We start from the raw sequence: 21,196 nt of genomic DNA on the forward strand, positions 1-21,196 counted from the left end.
AAAGTTCGATATTTCACAATGTTACCTTAGTACCGGGTTATAAGATACGATTGGCGAACTAACCCAAACAACAGAACCCGGTTAAGCGGCAGATTTGAGTGATTTTATAAAGACGATTCGAGAATTAGGCGCAAATAGCAAACTCACCAAACCAGCCAACATGACTCGCCCGGGTACAACTTGCTGGGTATTCAGCCAACCCTACTTACTGTCGGTTTCTTTAATAAGCGAGGTTGCTATGCTGATACCTTCACCCCTGCTTTGCTGATTTGGTTGTCCATAAAAAGAGTGTAGTAGCTTGTTGTCTAAAATTTGAAGCTGCTGGCAGCTAACTTCAAAAAACCCGTACATTTGGCACAACAACCTCAGAACTGCTGGACTTACCGGATTGGCTTCTGAAGTAGGGAATTACCCATATCGCAATAGAAAAGTATCGGCGACTATTGGAAACCGATGCATAATATTCTGGAAGGCAACGTCGAGGTATTGCTATAGATGTTCAGATTAGAATTTGGAATCAAGCAGTAGAGATTGAGGAAGCTGTTTTAACAGCCAAGAACTTAAAATATCCCGAAATATATTCAGAAAGGGTTTGTAGGCACTTGCGCTTACAGGATAGATGCGCCATCACACCCAATAGTTGCTTATTTAACGACCTTAGCTGAATTCGCTAATTATACGGGCGTTGGTTGTAAGACCACAATGGAAATGGGGCAGGTCAGAATTCTACAATAGCGGTCTGCAAGCCTATTCATTATTATCTTGATAAAAGAAGCCCCGTCGTAAGAGACGGGGTATTTTGTTGGCTTAATCGGGCACTCTACAAAGCCATACAATAATCGACTGGGAATGTAATCGTTATCTGAGTAGGTTTTTGGAATATACTTATATAGTTGACCAATATGGGGTTTTACAGACTTTTGGAATTATTTTTCACTAAAAGTCAGGAATTCTGTAAAACCCCCCAAAACGTCAAATTGAAGCTAATCTACAAGTTCAGAAAGCGTATCACGCAGCGCACTTATATAATTGACCCTGACTAGTTGCGCTTGTTCCGCTCGACCAGACCTGTGAACTTATCGTCGAGCAGTTTTGTTGTACCCAGCCGGTGACAGATTGGCTATTATTGCCTCGCCCAATGCCACCGCTGCTATCGAGCAGCACAAAGCGCACCTCGTTATTTTTAACCATCTGCGCGAATTGTTGCACTGTTACGGTCTGGTCGCTGCCCATAAAGCCGCCCAACGCCATTACAGGCTGCCCGGTATTTATAATTATCGCTGAGGCATTCTGGCTTGAAGTAGTGACAAGTAAATAGGTGCTATTGGCTCGGTTTGCCTCAAGATATGCCAGTAATTGGTTGGTTGCCTTAAGTTCCATTGTTGGATTGCCGATCATGCCTGAAGAAACCGGAGCGGTGTTATTAGCCGAAGCGGGTGGTAACGCTTTGAATGATAACGAAATGCCCAGACTTGTTATTATTATAAGCGCTACGATTGTTAGCGCTTTGCCGTAAGTTTGGAGGATTCTTGCGTTCTTAAACACAAAGCGCACAAGTAATGGCATCACCACTAAACTTACCAACGCCACAATTAGAATAGTTAGCCACATATTCCAGTTTTTCAGCAAGTTATTTAACAGGTTAATACCTCCGCTGGAAGTATTGCTGCCTGTAGGTAGTGCAGTTGGCAAGGTTTCGTTAGTATAGGATTTATTCAGAACTGCGTTTATCGACCAAGCTAAAGGGGTAGCACAAAGTCCTGCAAATCCAACTCCTGTAATAAGGTTCGTCAATTTGTTTGAAAGCGGACGAACTAGTGCTGGCAAGGCAAGCAAAGCTACCACACAGATTAATTCAATCCCAAATACTGTCAGAGATAGAGTTCGATTCCAATCAGAATACATACTCAAAATGTTGAACTGGAATAGCGCCGTTGCTAAAAACACCACGGGCAAAAGTAATCTTTGCCAACTACCCTTGCGGTAGGCGTACCATAACGCTTCCAGTGAAATTCCACCCAGCGCGGCTATTCCGGGCGATAGCATAACCAGATAGTAGCTATGGAAAATGCCCCCCGCTATACTGAAAACCACCATAAAGGTTAAAAGCCAACCGCTCCACAGTAGCAAGTTCTGATAACGCTGCCTGCGAATTTGTCCCGCTGGAAATCTCCGCCGATACTGAATTGCTGCAAGCACTATCCCGGCGAGCGACAGTGGCAACAACCAGCCCGCCTCTCCAGCCAGTGAAGAATCAAACATCCTGAAGGGTCCGGCTTGCCCGGCGATAACTCCATTCATACCACCACCGTTGCCCGGTCTGACATTGCCGTTATTTACAGGTGGTTGGAAACCGTTCGGGGGTTGATTGCCCCTCGGTTGGTTAAATCCTCCGGGAGGGTTGCCGTTACTGTTTCCGGTACTTTGGCTTTCAATCCGGTTCAGCCCGTTATAGTCAAAAATCAGGTTCAAAACCGAATTAGTTGAACTGCTACCGATGTACGGACGCTGATCGGCAGGAGTTAAATCTACTGCCACCGCCCAAGAAAGTGAAACCGCCGCCAAAACTATGGTTGATAGCACAAGATGGATTATTCGTTTCCACCATTTCACCGGGGCAAGTAACAAATATACCAGATAAAATGCCGGCAGTACTATAAATGCTTCCAGCATCTTGATATTAAAAGCCACGCCTATCATTGCGGTGGACAGCGATAGCCATGCTATGCTGCCTTTTGCGGTTGCGCGGCTTAATGCCCATGCACCTACCAACATGAAAAATATTAACAAGCTCTCAGGGTTATTGTGGCGGCTCATTACTACAAAAATTGGAGTAATTGCTAGAATAAAAGCTGAGGCTAATCCGGCGATAGTTCCAAAATAGCGACTAACCATGTGATAGAGTAACGCTACGCTGCCAACGCCTGCCAACGCCGAGGGCAAGATAAGGCTCACCCCGTTGTAGCCCACCAACCACGCGCTTGCAGTTTGAAACCATAAAGCCACTGGAGGTTTATCTATAGTTATGAAGCCGCCGGGATCGTAGGCATTGAAGAAGAAATTATGCCAGTTTTGTAACATGCTACGTACTGCCGCCGAGTAATATTCATTGGTATAATAATCGGCTTTTAGCAAGGCAAGGTTTAAGATTGCGGAAAGAAATAAGATTCCCCCAAGGCTAACCCACCGCCAAGGTATTGCGTTATTACGTGCAGTTCTTTGTTTAACCTGATTTTCGATTTTTGTTTCTTGCTTTGTTTCTTGTAAAATGCTCATGTTTTTTCTCTGTGTATATAGGCAAGGAGCAACTCTCCCTGCCGGAAGAATTGCCCCTTGATAATTGCTATAGCTCGCTTTTAGCTGCCGCAAACATAGAGTTGCTCGCTGCCGCCCATTATCTTAATACCGTCAAAACTTATACCGCCGCCTGAACTCTGGCTGGTGTTGCTACCAGAACCTGAGTATTGGCTACTGCTTACAACAGTACATTTTTGCTGCACATACTGAGTGACTTGAGTATTTCCACCTCTACCACCATTGCCGCCTAATAGGAAGTAACGGACGGTATGGTTTGCTATCATCTGCTCTAGTTGGGTAGCACTGGTTACAATATTGTCGCTACCACTAAACCCACCCAAAGACATCACCGGCTTACCAGTTTCGATGATATAGGATGACGCTGAATTCGAGTCTGCTACTGCTACCAAATATTTGTAATCACCTTGATTCGCTACCAGATATTGAACCAACACGCTATTCGCTTGACCCTGACCGGGAGCACCGCCACCGAATGGCATGCCTTGCCCTGAGAAAGCGGAGGTATTTGTAGTGGTTTGTGCCTGCGCTGCATTAATCCACCACCCGGTACTACCTAGCAAGAGCATAACCAGTAACACACCGCTTATTACAGGTCGATTGAACCAACGCTGCTGCCTTAAAAGGTTGCGCAACCCGAACACCACTAAAAGTGCGCCGACTACTATCGCCAGAAGTATAAGCTGTCCGCTCAGGTTTTTCCCCACGAAAGTTAACCATGCTTGCGGAATAGCGCCGCTGCTAGAACTAGTGCTTAAACCGGGCAGTACCTGTACACCGCTTGGTGTTGCCGAAGGAAGCGACCCGGTGATAGAGGTAAATACTGCCCTGATTGATAAGACCGCCGGAGTGACTATTAAACAAGCCATGCTTACCCACATCACTATCAGTTGGAAGATATTTCCAAATCGTTCGGATTTCATGACTTTGCCAAGTACCAAGCCTAGCAAGGAGATAACTCCAACCGCTACCAATGCCGGACTAAGCCACCAATTCCAATCGGTGTAATCGGTCAAAAGGTAAGCCTGATAGAAAGCGGTGGCACCAATACCAAGCGGGAGTAGATAAGCCATCCAGCCACCTTTACGATACTGTTTCCACAACATTACAGTTGCAATACCGGCTAGGGCAGCTTCTGCCGGAGCCATAATATTCAAATAGTAGTTGTGGAAAACGCCTTTCGAGAAGCTGAACACAACCCCAAAAGTAAGCAACCACCCACCCCATAGCAATATTGATCGCAGTCGGCGAGAGCGTTCTTCGCCCTTACCCATCCCAAAGAAGGAGTAAATTCCACCATAAGCTATACCTAGCATTGCCAAAGGGAAGAACCAGTTAAACTCTGCCCCATTTTGAGGAGTTATTAACCGAGTCGCGCCCGCTTGTCCACCAAAGCCCGCGCCACCGGGTGCGCCGCCAGCCTGACCATTAGGACTAAATCCAGTCGGTGGGGTAATATCTACACCAGCCGGAAGGGGAGGCAGAGTTATACTATCAAAAGTAGGTGCTCCTTGAGCTTGCCCATCCGCATTATTATTTACCGGATTGATACTATTACTTCCTCCCATTTCATTACCGCTGATACGACCTAAACCGTTGTAATTTAGAATCAAATCTATTTCGCTATTGACTGAACTGCTATCTACATAAGGGCGTTGGTTTGTTGGGGTTAGGTCAACTGCAACTGCCCATGACAGCGATATAACCGCTATAACCACGCTCACTATCGCAAGGTGAATAATTCTTTTTAGCCAAGTTGTGCGAGCGAGTAGGAAGTACATCGCGTAGAATGCTGGCAATACCACATAAGCTTCTAGCATCTTGACGTTAAAAGCTACCCCGACCAGTGCGCCCGCCAGCAATAGACAGCGGAAACTCCCTTTATCGGCAGCCCGAAACATTGCCCAAGCAGCGAGCATTAGTGTAAATACCAGAATGCTATCGGGATTATTGTGCCGACTCATTACTACAAAGATTGGAGTAATAGCCAGCATTAGCGCCGATACCAACCCAGTGGCAGTTCCAAATGAACGCTTTACCATAATATAGAGCAGGAAAACACTGCCTACCCCGGCTAACGCTTCCGGCAAAAGAATGCTGAACCCGCTAAAACCTAGTACCTTTGCAAAAATAGCTTGCACCCAGAAAGCAACGGGCGGTTTATCAACAGTTACAAAACCGCCGGGGTCGAACGATACAAAGAAAAAATTACTCCAACTCTGGATCATGCTTTTAACGGCGGCGGCATAATAGTTGTTGGAATAGCCGTTAATACTCAAATTCCATATACCCAGAAAGCTAGATAGTAAAAGAATTGCTCCAAGCGGTAAAGATTGCCAACTCCAGCGAATTTTACCAAGCGGTTTTTGTATTATCTTGCTTTTGATCTCACTGATTGGTTCTAACATTGTACTCATAATTTGTAATTAACCTTTCTAACACTTCCAGGTCTTTGTGAACTACTACCAGCTTAATCAAATAGCATTAGGGTTTTATTGAAACTGTATGAGAAATTTCCAATAATTCCTCAATGTTTCTTTAATATTGATATACTAAGCTTAGAATAATTACTGATAAATATAAGGAAGCTGGCTTATTATGCATGTTCTAGTGGTTGAAGACGAACAAAAAATAGCAAGGTTATTGCGCCGGGTACTTACCGAAGAGCGCCATAATGTAGATATGGCTTTCGATGGAATATCCGGGCTGGAACTGGCAGAAACAGGCAACTACGATCTGATTATTCTTGATTTGATGCTTCCCGGTATGGATGGAGTTGAGATTTGCCGCCGTATTAGGAGCGAGAAAATCGACTCAATTCTCCTAATGCTCACCGCGCGTGGCGCTGTTGAGGATAGGGTGATGGGACTCAATGCGGGTGCAGATGACTATTTGACCAAGCCGTTTGCCATTTCCGAATTGATGGCAAGAGTAAATGCGCTACTTAGACGACGTGACCGCACTCCCGATATAAGCAATGCTATCCTAAAAGTAGGCGATCTCACGCTGGATTTGATTCGGCACGAAGTAACCAGAGGGGGTAGGCATATTGAACTGACTGCCAAAGAATTTTCTTTGCTGGAATATCTTATGCGCCATCCCGGTCAGGTGCTTACCCGCACCCAGATTACCGATCAAATATGGCGTTATGATATGGAAGCGCTCTCTAATGTGGTTGATACCTATATCCATTACCTGCGCGACAAAATAGACAAAGGTTTTTCTTCCCCTTTACTTAAAACCATCCGGGGCATCGGTTATAAACTCGAAGCATAACTAAGAATCATTCTAAACAAGCGTGTGAAATTTGATCACTTTATCCAGAAAAAATAAAACGACTAAATCATTAAGAGCTGAAAATTCTCAGGCGGGCAAGCACCTGTTTCGACAGGTAAGAGTTCGCATGACTCTTTGGTATGGTGGCGTGCTGACAATTGCTTTGCTGCTTTTCGGCGTGGCGCTTTTCTTCAGCGTACAACAAAATCTCTTGCAACCCGTTTTAAGTGAAATGAAGGCGCAAACTACACAGGTAGAGCAGCAATGGTTACGCCAAACCCCGCAAAGTTGCCCCTTGATTTCAACCGGGAATACCCCTGATAGACCATTTTCAGTGCCTGAACCCCCTCCGGATGGAAATAGGTTCAGAGCGCCCTTCTACTTTGCCTGTTATGATAGTACAGGAGTTATTTTAAGCCTCGACCCACGCACAACCGGAACAGGGTCTCTAAGCAACCCTGATAAATATCTTAACTCGGCGCTTGCCTTGAAAGCGTTGTCGATATGGAAGCAGAATGGGCAAACTGAAGTTACCGACACGGTGGATGGTGGTCAAAATGTTGGTCAAATATATCGCTATGCCAGCGTAGTAACTGATATATCCGGTCAAAAGGTATTGGGTGTGGTGCAAGTAGGCAGAGCAGTAGAGGATTTGCAGTCAGCGTTACAGGTATTGCGCGATTTACTGCTGGTACTTGGCTTTATTACATTACTGGTAGCGACTGCGGGCGGTTTGTTTCTGGCGGGGCGTGCCCTCCAACCTACCCGTCAGGCTTTTACACGCCAACAGGTTTTTATTGCCGATGCTTCTCATGAGTTGCGAACCCCGCTCACCTTGCTAAAAGCCGATGCTGAGCTATTACTACGCGGTTCAGAAACGCTTGACCCAGATGATGCTGAATTGGTAGTGGATATTATGACAGAAGCGGAACATCTAAATAATATCGCTAACAATCTTTTACAACTGGCGCGTCTTGACGCGGGTAAACAACACCTCGAACAGGATGTGGTTGACCTGAGTGAAATAGGCGCTGGCGTTCTGAAGCGCGTTAAGACTTACGCTACCGAAAAACGACTTGAATTGAAGGTTAACACTTCTGCGCCCGTGCTTGTTATCGGGGATAAGCAACTGTTGGAACAGGCAATCCTAATTTTACTGGATAATGCAGTCAAATATACCCCTGAAGGTGGCACAATAACTTTGAGAACCGATTCGGATGCAAAATGGGCATGGCTGGAAGTGGTTGATACCGGAATCGGAATTCCTCCAGAGCATCTTGCTCATTTAGGCGAACGCTTTTACCGGGTTGATAAGGCGCGTTCTCGTGAAGAGGGTGGCACCGGGCTTGGCTTAGCGCTGGCAAAAAGTATTGCCGGTTTGCATAAAGGTCGTTTACACATTGAAAGTGAACTTAATGGCGGTACCACTGCAAAGATTATTATGGCAGTGGTACGAGCGAGAGAGGTTAGTTCTATTTGAAAAATACCTACAATATATAGTAAATCATCTCAATTCCCTCGATAGGTACAGCATTGCTTATAGCATGTTACTGCGCTTTATTTTTTTCAGCAGAAATTTTGTAGGATATTATAATAGAGCATATTGCAGAAAGAATATTTTGCTATGCAAGAAACTTAGGTTTTTCGCATTTGGGAAGGTTGGAATATTTAAACCGGGAGCTTTATTTTGTCTAAATACAACGAGGGTAAACCTGAGAACCCCGCTACCCGTACCAGCATTTCAGAATCAGAGTCCTTAAAGGATAAGGCATTTAACACTCCGCTACAGAGAGCCGAATTAAAACGTACCTTTCGCCTCGATGTTATAGCTGCTATTCTATTTAGCACCTATGGAGTGGCAATTATTTCGTTTCCGGCGGTTCTTGCCCGTAAAGAAGGCGGCTCGGATTTTATAATCTCGTTGGTAATATCCGCTCCGGCAATCGGTCAGTTAAGTACCATATTATGGGCACACTATACACAGCAATTTCCCAAAATGAAAGTCATGGTTTTTCTGGGTAGCGCGGCGCGACTCTCGCTTGCCTTAGTATTTTTTGCCTTTCAGCCCTGGCTATTTGCAGTAATAATGATGATTTGCCTTACCCTAGAATTATCAATTTCTCCGGCATATGAAGGGATTATGCAAGGGGTGTACCCCGATAGTCAGCGTGGCATATATATGGGGATGGTGCGGGTTATCTCAAGCATTGCCACCGTGATTTGCGCCTTTTTACTGGGCGTTATTCTGGAAAATAGCTCATTTCGGGAAGTTTATCCCTTCGTTGCGCTATTGGGCTTTGGTTCAATACTTGTCTTTTCCCGGATTCATTATAAAGAGGTAAAATCAACGCGCCCACCCGTTACGTTGAAGGCAATTATTATGCTTGCCGGAAGGGATAAAAAATACGGTCTTTTTTTAAGAACAGTATTTATTATGGTCTTTTTCAACTTGTTGGCGGCGGCTGTTTATCCCTTAATCATGGTAGATGATTTGCATGTCAGCAACAGCTTTGTGGGAATTATGAATGCGCTTCAAAGTTTGGTTGCAATTTTATCCTATTATTTCTGGGGTAGATTTATAGATCGTCACCATCCGGCATTGATACTTTATATAACATTTATATTAGGCGCATTAGTTATTTTTATCTATATGGTTGCGTGGAACTACTTATTGCTACTGCCGGTGGCGCTTCTAACCGGAATAATCACAGCAGGCGCTGACCTTGCCAATATCAACAACGCGATTCGCTTTGCTGAAGATAAACAAGATGTGCCTCAATATATTGCATTGTATTCTTCATTGGTGGGAGTTCGCGGGGTAATAGCGCCTTTTCTGGCAACCTTTCTGCTTTTTTTTATGAATGCAAGAATGGTGCTTTTGATAGCTTTTATAGGCATTACTTTAGGGTGTATTAACTTTTATAGGGTTAGGAAAAAACTGTTGGACCCTACTGAATAAGAAACGAGCTTTAATTCAGAGGGCTACCGGTGAACTTGGGGTAAGCCCAGTTCACCGGATAATCCTCTTATTGTTTATTTTGAATGTTTCGATCTGTTTAAGCCGATTTGGCGAAGAAACACCCGTTTGCTATCTTGTACCAAATTATTTAAATCCTTGAAAGGATTTACAGTATCCAAACCTGCTTTGCCCGATGCTATTCCTTTAATTACGTAGGGATACATGGTGATGTAATCCTTTGAGGCTTGCTTGACACTGCCTAACAAAGCCCCCAAATTATCATTTTTATCCTGTATAGTAGGCGCTTTGAAAATACCAATGAATTGTTGCTTTACTTCTTCAGAGCGGGAAGTTACTCTAACTGTCCCTTTCTTCGCCTTAAAGACTGCCCGGCATGACAGCCGTGAGCCGTTTTCTAGGCGTTCGGCAGAAAGCCGGGATTTTTCATTGCCGGTTATTGGATTTAATAACTCTGCGCCTTCTTCAACTTTACACTCGCAAAAGGTACAAATCCCTCTGCGGCTGCAAGTAAAACCGATATGCGCGCCATTACGGCGGGCAACATCCATTATAGTTTCGCCCACTTCGGCTTCAAACACCTCATTATTAATAATTAGATCGGGCATTCTTGTCTCCTTTTTTCATCCAATGTGCAACCTTTGACGACTTCCTTTTACTTGTACTTTAGATCCGACAATACCACTCCTGCGGTATTGTAACCTGCTGCGCCGCTTACTCCTCCACCGGGATGTGTGCTGGCTCCGGTCAGGTACAAACCCCCTACTGGAGTATGATAATTGGAGAGTTCGCCTAAAGGACGTAAATGGAACATCTGTTTGAGGCTCATATCAACATGCATAAGGTTGCCGCGCACCATTCCGCCAATCCGTTCAATGTCCAACGGACTCTTGATATATTCGCCTACGATTTTAGCTTTAATTCCCGGCGCGTAATCTTCCACTACCTGAAGACATTTATCGGCTTCCCGTTTCTTGATTTCATCCCAGTTTTCCCCATTGGAAAGTTGGTAAGGGTGCGTTTGCGCCCAAAGATAAAGCACATTCTTACCGGCTGGCGCGAGAGTATCATCAATAGCGGATGGTGTCATAGCAATAACAGCCGGGCGAGTTGGAGGCAATCCCTTTTCCGCATCGCGGTACGCCTGTGCCAGATACTCGGTGGAAGGGCAAAGTAATTGCATCCCGTTGTGGGGTATTCCCGCTTGCACCTTGCCGTTTGCCTCTGGGGTTGGTAGTGCCGTGTAATTGGGAAGGCTGTCCGTGGCATATCTTACGGTCATTCCGAACCCATTTTGCACCTTGATATTTTCCACTTTCCGGCGGAAGTTAGGTTGCAGGGCTTCTTCTGGGGTAAGTTTTAAGAGAGTGGTTTGGACATGCGCATTTGAAATGACCGTAGAGCTAAAGAATTTCTCACCACCGTTTATTTCAACCCCTTTAACCTTGCCGTTCTCAATCAGGATTTGTGATACCTCGGCATTTACCTTGATTTCGCCACCGTAATGTTCAAGGCAACGCGCCATAGCTTGGGTTAACATACCGCTACCCCCGCGCGGTCTGCGCACGCCCAAAAGGTGGTAAAGTGATTGCTGCATTGCAAAGAGTTCGCCGCTGAACGGTTCATCGGGACCGGGACCACTTTGCGCACCGAGCCAAGTAAGCGCTGCCTGTACTTCGAGCGATTTGAAGTTGTCCTTTATGAGTTTCCCGTATGATGTAATGATTTCACGTAAACTGCCTAATAACGCACGTGGTGACGAGTTTTTGATTGCTGAGACAGTTTTATTCCAAACCGCATTAGTTAAGCCTTTGGTAGCAAGGTCGCCGATGCCAAGCATCAGTTTTTCGGTTTCCTTGATTGTAGCTCTTAATGTCATAGTTGAAAGGGAAGGCGGATAGCAAAAAATATCCATCATCGTTTCGTTAAAGCGCATCCAAAACTGCATAAAGCGGCGATAAGATTCGGCATCTTCCGGTGAAAACTTTGCAATAGTTTGGGCGGTTTTATCCACATCTCGATAAAAAATAATGTGATTTCCGTTCGGGAAGGGTGCAAAACCCCAAGGATCTACCTCAATATAGTCTAGCCCGAATTTCTCCAAATTAAGGTCTTGTACGACCGGAGTTCCGTTTATTACAACATGAAAACTGCTACAGGTATCGAGGCGATAACCGGGGAAAATGTCAGTTTCGGTAATAACAGCACCCCCAACTAAGCCTCTTCGTTCCAGCACCAGTACTTTATAGCCTGCTTTTGCCAGATAACATGCACTTGTAAGCCCATTATGCCCTGCTCCGATTACTATCACATCATAAGTTTGTGCAGTATTCACGGTTTAACCCTTCCTTTATATTTGTTTTTGACTTTCGATTATCCGCTTGTACTACAATCTGGAGTGACTAATATTTGGCATTTTGGCTATACCCACCAGTAAAAAAACCGATTCGCTAATTTAAAGCAAGGTGGTGAGCAGGAATCCTATTAAGGGGTTAGAGCTTTCAGTGCCTAAATTAGAAGTGAGGGGAAATTACCTATAATAATAATATTTTAGGCTAGTGTAAGAAGTTAGTCAAATTTCTTAATCTTAAAATAACTGTTTAGTCTTGTAGTAGAACAACTTGGTATCAGAATATTAACCAAGTAAATTAGCGAAAATAGCGAAAAAAACTAAAAGACCTGCTAATTTCACAGGTCTTTCTGGTTTTTTCTGCTTAGCACTTTTCCGGTTAACGGCGAAGCCCTAATTTACCGATAACAACACGGTAGCGCTCAATGTCTTTCTGGCTTAGATATACCAGCAAGCGACGACGACGACCTACCAATTTTAGCAACCCACGCCGTGAATGATTATCATGCTTGTGCGTGTTAAGGTGCTGTGTTAGCTGTAAAATGCGCTCTGTCAATAAGGCTATCTGCACTTCGGGTGAACCGGTGTCGCCGTTATGTACGGCATATTTCTCAATGATGCCGTCTTTTTCGGCTTTTTGCAGCGACATTCAAAAACCCCCTTTCGGTAGTTTTGTCCTCAAATCTATTTACCAAAATTAACGGGCTTTTGTGCCTGCCAACATAAATGTTTTGACACGCAACCCTAACGTTAAATACAGTGCTTTTTTGTTGCTCTTTGTTAACTGTACGCTGGGCGTTTCCCGCGTTACAGGGTAGTATATGAGCTACTATACCTGTTGCACTTGCTGAGTTAGTATAACATATCACACTCAACCATGCAATTTTTACCCAGTCCAGAAATTATAACTAGTTTATTCCACTACCGAGTGTAAAACTCGCCTCATAAATTTGGATTGTAAAGCTTATTTGTATTATGCTGCAAAGCTTTACAATTATGTTATTATTTTCCAAAGGCTAGAACTTCTATCCGTTCATCCTGCAAGGATCAATCTATGGCGAATAAACGCATATCAATATTTTCTCTACATAGTCTGAGTGGTAGGATTTATTTTACCCTTTTCTTCATTATCGTACTTGTTACAGTGAATGGGTTGGCTTCTTTCTATCTCTTAGGGCATATTACTACTACTCGAGATTTGGAAGAACAAAGTAGGGAACGGGTGAACTACGCTAAAGATTTAGAGTACTTATTGGATGAGCAAACAGAATTCTATCAGCTTTATGCTGATAATTTTAACAGTAATCTGCAACAGGAAACCTTGAAACAGGATTTGCGGGTTGAAGAGCAATTTCGCGAAATAACCCCTGCTTTTAGCGATCCGAAAATTAATTCAGGTTTTCAGAAAATAGTCCAAAACTATCAAGCGGTAGCCCAAATTTACAATATGTTGCAGAACCTTAACCTCAAACCTGAAAATGCAAAACAATTATTTTTCGATTCGCAGGCTAACCGCAGAAAACTTTTTGATGAACTCAAAAGTTATACCGCTGAATTAACTAAAATATACGTAGGTTTTGAACAAGAAGGTCGCGACAATGTAAGCTTAACACTCTGGATAGCCGGGCTTGCATTAATAGGAAGCATTACATTAGTATTATTACTGACATTTAGCATACCACGTCTATTATCACGCCCTTTGAGCGCATTAAATGATAAGCTGAAGCTTACTGCCGAAGGCGACTTAACTCCTAAATTTCTAGTAAAAGGCGCACAAGAAATAATGGAGTTAAGCGAGAACCTTAATAAAGCGCTGGCACGCTTGCGAATAGTTATTACCCGGATTCAATTACAGGCTAATACTGTTTCTATAACCAGTCATCACCTCGAAGAAGCCAGCACTAGGCAAGCAAGTAGCCTATCAGAACAAGCGGTGGCTGTTTCTCAGGTTTCAACTACCGTTAATGAATTGAGCGGAACAAGCCAGCAAATTGCAGAGAGCGCCAGTATGGTAGCACAAAGCGCAAATGAGTCATTGAATAGCGCAGAAATTGGCTATAACACAATGCATGCGCTCTCACAAAAGATGGCAGATATTACGCAGCGCGTAAACCTAATCGCAGATCGCATAATCGCTTTAAACTCTGTTTCACAACGAATTCGTGAAGCCACCAGCCTGATTAGCACACTTTCCGATGATACCCATCTGCTTGCATTAAATGCAGCTATCGAGAGCGCCGGAGCAGGAGAAGAAGGGGAACGCTTTTCGGTAGTGGCTTCACAGGTGCGAAAGTTGTCGCAACGCTCACGGCAAGCGGCGGTGGAAATCCAACAACTGATTAGCCAAATCCAACAGGCTACTACTGCCAGTGTAATGGCAACCGAAGATGGCATTAAGGTAGTAGCTTTGGGTCGTCAAATGGTCGAAGAAGCGTTGGAAGCCAATAAAGAAATAATTGAAGCGGCAAAGCACACCAGTCAGCTTTCATATGCAATTTCACTTGCCACCGACCAGCAAAGAGTTGCCAACACACAGGTTGCGGGTACAATGCAACAAATGTCGCATATGATAGCGAACATCAGCGAAGGTAGTAAGAGTTATCTTTCAAGCTCAAACGCACTAATTGAAATTGCACGACAACTAAACACGCTTATAGGCACAATTAAACTACGTGATGACCTCAAAATAAAAAAACCCGGCGCTACTCCTACATTCAAAATGAAACGGGTGAAAACCAAAAAGAATCTTGCTGAGTCGAAAAATGGCACACCATCTCAGCAAGTTAGTGGGGTTACCACTGAAACGACTGTCGGTCGCGAATAATAGGCAGGCTAGTTACCCGGCAAATAGCTGAGTTGAAAGTTGCTGAAAATTGCCTGAGCACCTGTATTATTGTAACTCCCCGTGGCAAGGCCTAACCCACCTGAGCCGATGGCTTTTACTGGTTGATTATTTACTGCCCGGTTGTTAACGAAAACTTGCAACCCTTTGCTATTTGCCACTATCCGCAACAGATTTGAAGCGCTTTTTTGCCAGTTATATGCGCTATTCCAAGGCATAATTTCAACCCATGACCCACCAGTATAATGGCTGATTTGCGTCATGCCGTCGCCTGAAACGGACAGCAGATAATAGTCATCCGGGCTTTGCAACCAGAAAACCAGCCCATAGATATTTTTGCTCTCCACTAACCCTTCCGCATTCACCTCCGCCGCAAAATTCCCAACTCGGATTTTTTCAAGCGGATACGCGCTCCAACTTAGCTGGTTGGGTGCTGCTGCCATTTGATATTGTCCATCTACATAGCGTCCCAAAGCTTGATTGGTCAACCCGGTTTGGACGCTTTTGAAATCGTCCCGAAAATCGGCTACCAAGGGGGCAGGGGTAGGTTGGGGCGTAGGACTGGCAATAGTAGTTGGAGAAATAACAACCGTTGGAGTTATTGAAGGGCGCGCTACCGTAATTTTAGCGGCAGTAGTAACCGTTAAGCCCGGAGGAGTAGGATAGCTATAATTGATCACAATACGAGTATCGGGGCTAAGATTGGGCGTGGGGGAAGGGGCAAGCGGGGCGCGACTGGTGGCGGCTGCACCGGGAATCTCTCCGGCAGTGGCACGTCCATAGCCGTAAATCAAGTCTGGTCCAGCCGGACCGAGGTCTTTAGCACGTTGTAACAAGAAAGTCGTAAGCTGGTCGGGAGTAAATGTTGGGTTTGCGCCTTTAATAACGACAGCGAGTCCCGATACTTCAGGACATGAGGCACTTGTACCGCCGAAGGTAGCAACCCCCTCTTGCTGGTAAGCCGCGCTACTAACATTGGTAGGTCCTGAAATCTCAGGCTTAAACACCCCCGTTACCAATGGTCCTTGGCTACTGTAAGAGGCTACTGTGTCTGTGCTAAATTCAACTGCGCCAACTGCCAGCGCACCTCTACTTGAAGCTGGGTCGCCGACTGACAGCGCCTGAACATAGAATTGGAATTGAAGTCGGTAAGTGAACAAATGCAGACGAAAAGGTTTGGCTGAAGCTTGTGTTCCCGGTTTCAAGCGTATTTTCAGATAGATAACTTGCCCCGGATTAAACTTAGCAGGAACCCATTCCAATGGCTCACGAGTTCGTTGGTCGTTCTGGCTACTGTATAAAGGCTTGCCATCTTCGGATTCGGCATACAGATCAAGGTCTGTTTTGTTTTTCTCGTACCATTGTTCCCAATTCAATACAATCGGGGTGCTGTAGGGAGCGGAATATTTCGGAAGACTGACAGCAATGCGAGTTACACCCGGCAAAAATTGGTGGAAACCGTTGGAATCAGGGTTAAAATTAGCAGCGTAATGGGCTTGGGCTTCGTTTCCGGCTGAGGCAATGAACATAATCCCTTTTTCAGCGCGCAAGCGTTCAATTTTGCGATCAATAGGGCCATTACCATCGCCCGCGGTAATATTGCGCCGCACCGACATTGAAATGATTTGTACCTTTTGCTCAACCATATAATCTATAGCTCTTGAAAGCTCTAAATCATTGCCATCCATTGCCGCAGCTATCATAGTTGCTTCAGGGGCGAGCGAATAGATTATTTCGGCAGTCCCGGTGCCATGCACGTCATATTCGATTAAAGGGGTATTTCCCATTTCATCAGCAATATCCACAGGCTGAAAATCCGGCGGTAGGTAAGTGCCGCGCAAGTCTTTGTAATATTTAAAACCCGCGTCTATCACTCCAATACGCACGCCTTTCCCCTTAAAACCGGCGGTATGCCATTTATCAACCCCCATAACTTTGACACCTTCGTTTTTCGCATTAAAGCCTACCTGCTGTAAAGCTTCTAACGTTTGCGGCAAGGTCTCCAGTCCGGAGGGTTGTGCTTGAAAGAGCAATTTGATTGCCGTTACACCATTAAATTGGGCTAGGTCGCGCAAAAAATCATCTTTGGTAGCGCTATTAACATAGGTGACCAGTGTTTTAACCGGAACTCTGACCAATAATTTAATCGTACCCTCAATATTATCGGCGTAAGCCACCTTACCACCCATCGCGCTAATTTTAGTAGTTACCGGTTCTTGCGCCTCTATTTTGTCCAATTCCAGTTCAAATGCGATTTCATCCCGGGCATTAATTAAGCCCAGACCACGCGCATATTCAATTGAAGCCTGTAATTTTTGGTCACCTGTACCTTCGGTAGTGGCATACCTGACTACTATTCCCAGCAATACCGTATCTATTTTCGACTCACTGGCGGGAGGAGTTGGAGAAGGTGTCGGTGAATTATCTGCGCCACAAGCTACCAGCAACAAGGATAACAAGATAGAAACAATAGTAATAATACTCAGAGTATTTTTGTGATCAGGCATAATCACCTCAGTTTTTTGGAGATTGGCGAAATTTTAATTTCTGCACTACCTTAGCACTTTCAATATAGCAGTATGGCTTTGACGTTTGAATATACCATTTATTGTAGTGGTATACTCCAAAACCATTTCAATATGCCAAAAGTGCAAAGATAGTGTTTTAGTTTTATAACTTCTCAGCTATGATTTTACATCAACAAGGTTAGTCTAGGTTCACTCCGGTTTGTAAGCATAATGCCGCTGCCCCAATTACTCCGGCTTTTTCACCCAGAGCGGCACGCCTTACTTCTAGCTTCTCCAAAAAGCTAAGTCGGGTTCTTCGTTCCAATTCGATTATAAGCGGTTCGAATAGCAAATCTCCCATCAGCGTAAGACCACCACCCAACACTACGCGGTCTAGGTCTAAGATAACCGCGGCGCTTGAAATTCCTCTGGCAAGGGCAAAAGCAGTGTCACGAATTAATTTCAGTGATAAGGTATCACCGCGCAAAGCTGCCTCATTAATTCGTGCACCAGTAATTTCAAGTAAGGGTAATTGCGACAGGCTGCTCTTTAACCCTCGCCGTATCGCTCTTCTTGCTCTTTCTGCCAAAGCAGTTCCAGAAGCGTAAGCGGTTAGGCAACCTCTCGAACCACAGTGACAGCGGGGACCTTTGGTAAAGACAGGAGTATGCCCGATATGACCACCGTTCCGGTTTGCGCCATCAAAAAGCCGCCCATTTACTACCAATCCGCCTCCAATTCCGGTAGAGACAACCATTCCTAGAACGCAATTCCCGCCCCGTCCTGCCCCGAATAAAGTCTCGCCCAACGCAAAGGCTTTAGCATCGTTGTCAACCTGCACCCTCATTCCGAAGCTCTCTTTTAAACGAGCTAGAAGTGGGAAATCTCGCCATGCCGGAATCAGGAAAGGAGAAAAAAGCCCTTTCTCAAAAAGCATCGGACCACCACAACCTGCGCCCACCGCCATAATTGGCTGGGTAAGTTGGGCATTTACTATGGCGTTGTTCGCCAACGCCACAATTGCTTCATAGAGTTGTTCACTGTTGTGTACAGTAGGGGTAGGCTGGTTAAGAAAAGATAAAAGCTCTCCTGAAGAGGATACTACACCAGCGGCTATTTTTGTACCTCCAATATCAATACCGAGAACATGCATGCTCAAAGTATTACCCCCCAAATAAGTATGACGATTATTTTTGCATTTTTCCACATAATAACAGAAAATCTTAGGGTGCTTTCTATAACATTTTTTCAATTTCTTTATAAAATTACAAGGCAACCTATTGACTTAGTCAGTCAAATTGACTTATAATAACGTCAATTATTACAACAATTCTCCCAACAATTCACTAAAAATACTTTTCGCTAAAGCACAAAATTTTTGAGTCTTCAAAATTCATGGAGGAATTCTTTGGAGAACAACGCAGGTAAATTACAAGTATTTATTTTATTACCCTGCGCTTTTTTGTAAGCATTTTTACTTGAATCTGCCGATTTTATTTCAATTAATGGCAGGTTCGATGGTTTTTTGCTGTCTTTTGTTCTAGTGTATCAAATCTATGCACTTGCATAATTGTCTGTATTATTCCTGTTCGAGGTACTGACTACTTTTAAGAACAGGAACAAAGCTCAAATTAAGGAGGAGCGAAGCATGAGTAAACGTGAACCAGGCAAAAAGTTTTCTCGTCGCTATTTTCTGAGAGGCGCTGCCGGCGTGGCGGGCGCAGCTTTCCTTGCAGCTTGTGGTGATAACACTGCTACTCCAGTACCCGCAACTACTGCGGCAGCAGCAACTACCGCAGCGGCGGCTACTACTAAGGCAGCAGCAACCACGGCGGCGGGAGCTACTACGGCGGCGGCTGGCAAGAAGTACACTATTGCTCTTGTGCAAGGTGTTAAAGGCGATCCTTTCTATGTTACTATGGAAAAAGGTGCGCGTGCGAAAGCTCAGGAATTAGGGGTAGATTTGCTGGTTGATGGTCCTGCTCAGTTCGATGCAGTGTTGCAAACTCCAATCGTTGATGCTCTAATTGCCAAAGGCATCAATGCCCTAATCATTGCTGCTTGCGACAAACAAGCCATGATTGCACCTTTGAAACGCGCAAGCGATGCCGGTATCAAGGTTATTTCCGTTGATACCTTCATCGGCGATGGCGACTATGAGAAGGGTTCGGTTACTTTCCCCATTTCTTACATCGGTTCGGATAACGTGCAAGGTGGAAAGATTGCCGGTGATGCGCTGATCAAATCAATCGGTGGCAAAGGCAAAATCTACATCCAGAACGTCAAGCCGGGTATCAGCACTACCGACCAGCGTGAACAGGGTTGCAAGCAAGCGATTGATGCTACCAGCGGTGCAGTAACTTTAGTAGGGGTGGACTATAACGGTGATAGCGCCGCTAAATCTGCCGAGCAAACCTCCGCGTTGCTACAACGCACTCCTGACTTGGGTGGTATCTTTGGCTGCAACCTGTTCAGCGCAGAAGGCGCAGCTCAAGCAGTCAAAAACGCCAACAAGAGCGGGCAGATCAAAATCGCTAACTTCGATGCGCCCGAACAAGCGATTGCCGACCTTCGCAGCGGCGTACTTGACTTGGTTATTGCCCAAAAACCGGGTGAAATGGGCAGTACCGCAGTAGATTATGCCGTTAAAGCTCTCAATGGCGCTACGACAGGGCTGTTGAAGCGCGTTCCTACCGGCTACGTGGTAATCGACAAGACCAATGTTGATACCCCGGAAGCCCAAGCCGCAATTTACAAGAGTAACTAAATTTTTTAACATGGGTCATTTTGCTTCGTATACAAGGAGCAGGATGACCCATTGAAATATAGGGCTGAAATGAAAGTAGATCAAATAAAGCCGGCGCAAGCCACCTCCCCACAAGCGCGCAATGCTTTCCAACTGATCGGGCAGTTATGGGCATGGATATTTTTGCTAATACTGGTGGTCATTTTCTCAGTTTTTGGTCAAGGCTTTTTCAGCCTGCTGAACTTTCAAAATATCGGCGCCAATATGGCTATCGTCTTGATAATGGCGCTCGGACAAACCTTCGTTATTATTTCAGGTGGAATTGACCTCTCAACCGGCTATGTTATGGGTCTTGCTACAGTGGTAGCCGCCGAAGCTATAAATAAGATGGGTAATAATTCCCCGTTTTGGTTGGTGGTATTGGTGGGACTTGTTGCTGGCAGCATTGCCGGACTCATTCCCGGCTTCATCAACGGCGTAATAATCGCGCGTCTGAATGTGCCGCCATTTATAGTTACACTTGGTATGATGGGTATTGCGCGTGGTGCGGGCTTTATTATTTCCGAAGGCATGCCTGTAAGCGTTCAATATCCCAACCTTGGACAGGTCGGAAACGGTTACTTGTTTTATGTAAGCCCCGATGCCGGTATCAGTTTCTTTAATCTACATGTCGGCTTATTGGATGAGCAACGCCGCCAAGTTGTCAGCGTTCTGCCGCACCCGCTGACTTTTATGCTTATTCTTGTGTTGGCGTGCCACTGGGTATTGAGCCAAACCAAATTCGGACAACATACCTATGCAGTAGGCGGCAACAAAGAAGCCTCTCTACGTGCTGGTATTCCGGTTATGTCTCATACCATCAAAGTTTATATGGTTTCGGCTTTTCTGGCAGCTTTGGCAGGGGTGCTTTACACCTTCCGCTTTACCAATGGCGCGGCTAATGCCGGTGACTCGCTACTGTTGGATTCGATTGCCGCAGTCGTAATCGGAGGGGCGAGCTTATTCGGTGGAGAAGGTACAATTATCGGCACGCTCATTGGAGCGTTGATCATTTCCGTCATACAGAACGGCTTAATCATACTTGGCATTAACCCATTCTGGCAGTTTGTAGCCATCGGCGTAGTGATTATTCTGGCAGTGCTGGTTGATCAAGCGCGGGCGAAATTAATGACCAGTAAATAGG

Annotated in this window: 14 protein-coding genes; 7 read left to right on the top strand and 7 right to left on the bottom strand. The window is 45.0% G+C overall.

Going from position 1 to position 21,196, the window contains the following annotated elements; genetic code table 11:
- Window positions 1–579 precede the first annotated feature (579 nt).
- Window positions 580–735, top strand: a complete 156-nt coding sequence (gene cas6, locus OZ401_RS25895; RefSeq protein WP_425607616.1) for a CRISPR system precrRNA processing endoribonuclease RAMP protein Cas6 — start codon at window positions 580–582, stop codon at window positions 733–735.
- A gap of 273 nt (window positions 736–1,008) precedes the next feature.
- Here the strand turns inward: cas6 and OZ401_RS09785 are convergent, their stop codons facing one another.
- Together OZ401_RS09785 and OZ401_RS09790 are read right to left on the bottom strand one after the other, a co-directional pair.
- A complete protein-coding gene (locus OZ401_RS09785; RefSeq protein WP_341468044.1) occupies window positions 1,009–3,276 on the bottom strand; it encodes an ArnT family glycosyltransferase in 2,268 nt (755 codons plus the stop codon).
- A gap of 80 nt (window positions 3,277–3,356) precedes the next feature.
- The gene (locus tag OZ401_RS09790; protein ID WP_341468045.1) at window positions 3,357–5,732 is read right to left on the bottom strand and encodes a glycosyltransferase family 39 protein; all 2,376 of its coding nucleotides are present in this window, start codon (window positions 5,730–5,732) and stop codon (window positions 3,357–3,359) included.
- Window positions 5,733–5,913: 181 nt separating this feature from the next.
- Here OZ401_RS09790 and OZ401_RS09795 point away from each other — a divergent pair, with 181 nt between their 5' ends.
- From OZ401_RS09795 to OZ401_RS09805, 3 genes are all read left to right on the top strand, one after another.
- Window positions 5,914–6,591: a response regulator transcription factor gene (locus OZ401_RS09795; RefSeq protein ID WP_341468046.1), complete on the top strand. Its 678-nt coding sequence runs from the start codon at window positions 5,914–5,916 to the stop codon at window positions 6,589–6,591.
- 127 nt (window positions 6,592–6,718) lie between these two features.
- Window positions 6,719–8,071 (top strand): sensor histidine kinase, encoded by a 1,353-nt coding sequence (locus OZ401_RS09800; RefSeq protein WP_341468047.1) that lies wholly within the window; start codon window positions 6,719–6,721, stop codon window positions 8,069–8,071.
- A 207-nt stretch (window positions 8,072–8,278) separates the two neighbouring features.
- Window positions 8,279–9,550 carry an MFS transporter gene (locus OZ401_RS09805; RefSeq protein WP_341468048.1) on the top strand — a complete coding sequence of 424 codons (1,272 nt, stop codon included), beginning with the start codon at window positions 8,279–8,281 and terminating at the stop codon, window positions 9,548–9,550.
- 74 nt (window positions 9,551–9,624) lie between these two features.
- Here OZ401_RS09805 and OZ401_RS09810 read toward each other — a convergent pair whose 3' ends face one another.
- From OZ401_RS09810 to rpsO, 3 genes are all read right to left on the bottom strand, one after another.
- Window positions 9,625–10,176, bottom strand: coding sequence for a 2Fe-2S iron-sulfur cluster-binding protein (locus tag OZ401_RS09810; protein ID WP_341468049.1), 552 nt, complete (start codon window positions 10,174–10,176; stop codon window positions 9,625–9,627).
- Window positions 10,177–10,223: 47 nt separating this feature from the next.
- Window positions 10,224–11,903, bottom strand: a complete 1,680-nt coding sequence (locus OZ401_RS09815; RefSeq protein WP_341468050.1) for a phytoene desaturase family protein — start codon at window positions 11,901–11,903, stop codon at window positions 10,224–10,226.
- Window positions 11,904–12,297: 394 nt separating this feature from the next.
- Window positions 12,298–12,567, bottom strand: a complete 270-nt coding sequence (gene rpsO, locus OZ401_RS09820) for a 30S ribosomal protein S15 (RefSeq protein WP_341468051.1) — start codon at window positions 12,565–12,567, stop codon at window positions 12,298–12,300.
- Between the two features lie 405 nt (window positions 12,568–12,972).
- Between rpsO and OZ401_RS09825 the strand changes: the two genes are divergently transcribed.
- The gene (locus OZ401_RS09825) at window positions 12,973–14,742 is read left to right on the top strand and encodes a methyl-accepting chemotaxis protein (RefSeq protein WP_341468052.1); all 1,770 of its coding nucleotides are present in this window, start codon (window positions 12,973–12,975) and stop codon (window positions 14,740–14,742) included.
- An 8-nt stretch (window positions 14,743–14,750) separates the two neighbouring features.
- Here the strand turns inward: OZ401_RS09825 and OZ401_RS09830 are convergent, their stop codons facing one another.
- Both OZ401_RS09830 and OZ401_RS09835 read right to left on the bottom strand, forming a co-directional pair.
- Complete coding sequence (locus OZ401_RS09830; protein ID WP_341468053.1) at window positions 14,751–17,267, bottom strand: S8 family peptidase; 2,517 nt, start codon at window positions 17,265–17,267, stop codon at window positions 14,751–14,753.
- A 199-nt stretch (window positions 17,268–17,466) separates the two neighbouring features.
- Window positions 17,467–18,420, bottom strand: coding sequence for an ROK family protein (locus OZ401_RS09835; RefSeq protein ID WP_341469872.1), 954 nt, complete (start codon window positions 18,418–18,420; stop codon window positions 17,467–17,469).
- 495 nt (window positions 18,421–18,915) lie between these two features.
- On the opposite strand from OZ401_RS09835, the gene OZ401_RS09840 reads away from it, so the two are divergent.
- Window positions 18,916–20,034, top strand: coding sequence for an ABC transporter substrate-binding protein (locus OZ401_RS09840; protein WP_341468054.1), 1,119 nt, complete (start codon window positions 18,916–18,918; stop codon window positions 20,032–20,034).
- A 69-nt stretch (window positions 20,035–20,103) separates the two neighbouring features.
- Entirely contained in the window at window positions 20,104–21,195 is a 1,092-nt protein-coding gene (locus tag OZ401_RS09845) for an ABC transporter permease (protein WP_341468055.1), read from the top strand.
- The last annotated feature ends 1 nt before the right edge of the window (window position 21,196 follow it).

Source organism: Candidatus Chlorohelix allophototropha, from assembly GCF_030389965.1.
Classification (GTDB): domain Bacteria; phylum Chloroflexota; class Chloroflexia; order Chloroheliales; family Chloroheliaceae; genus Chlorohelix; species Chlorohelix allophototropha.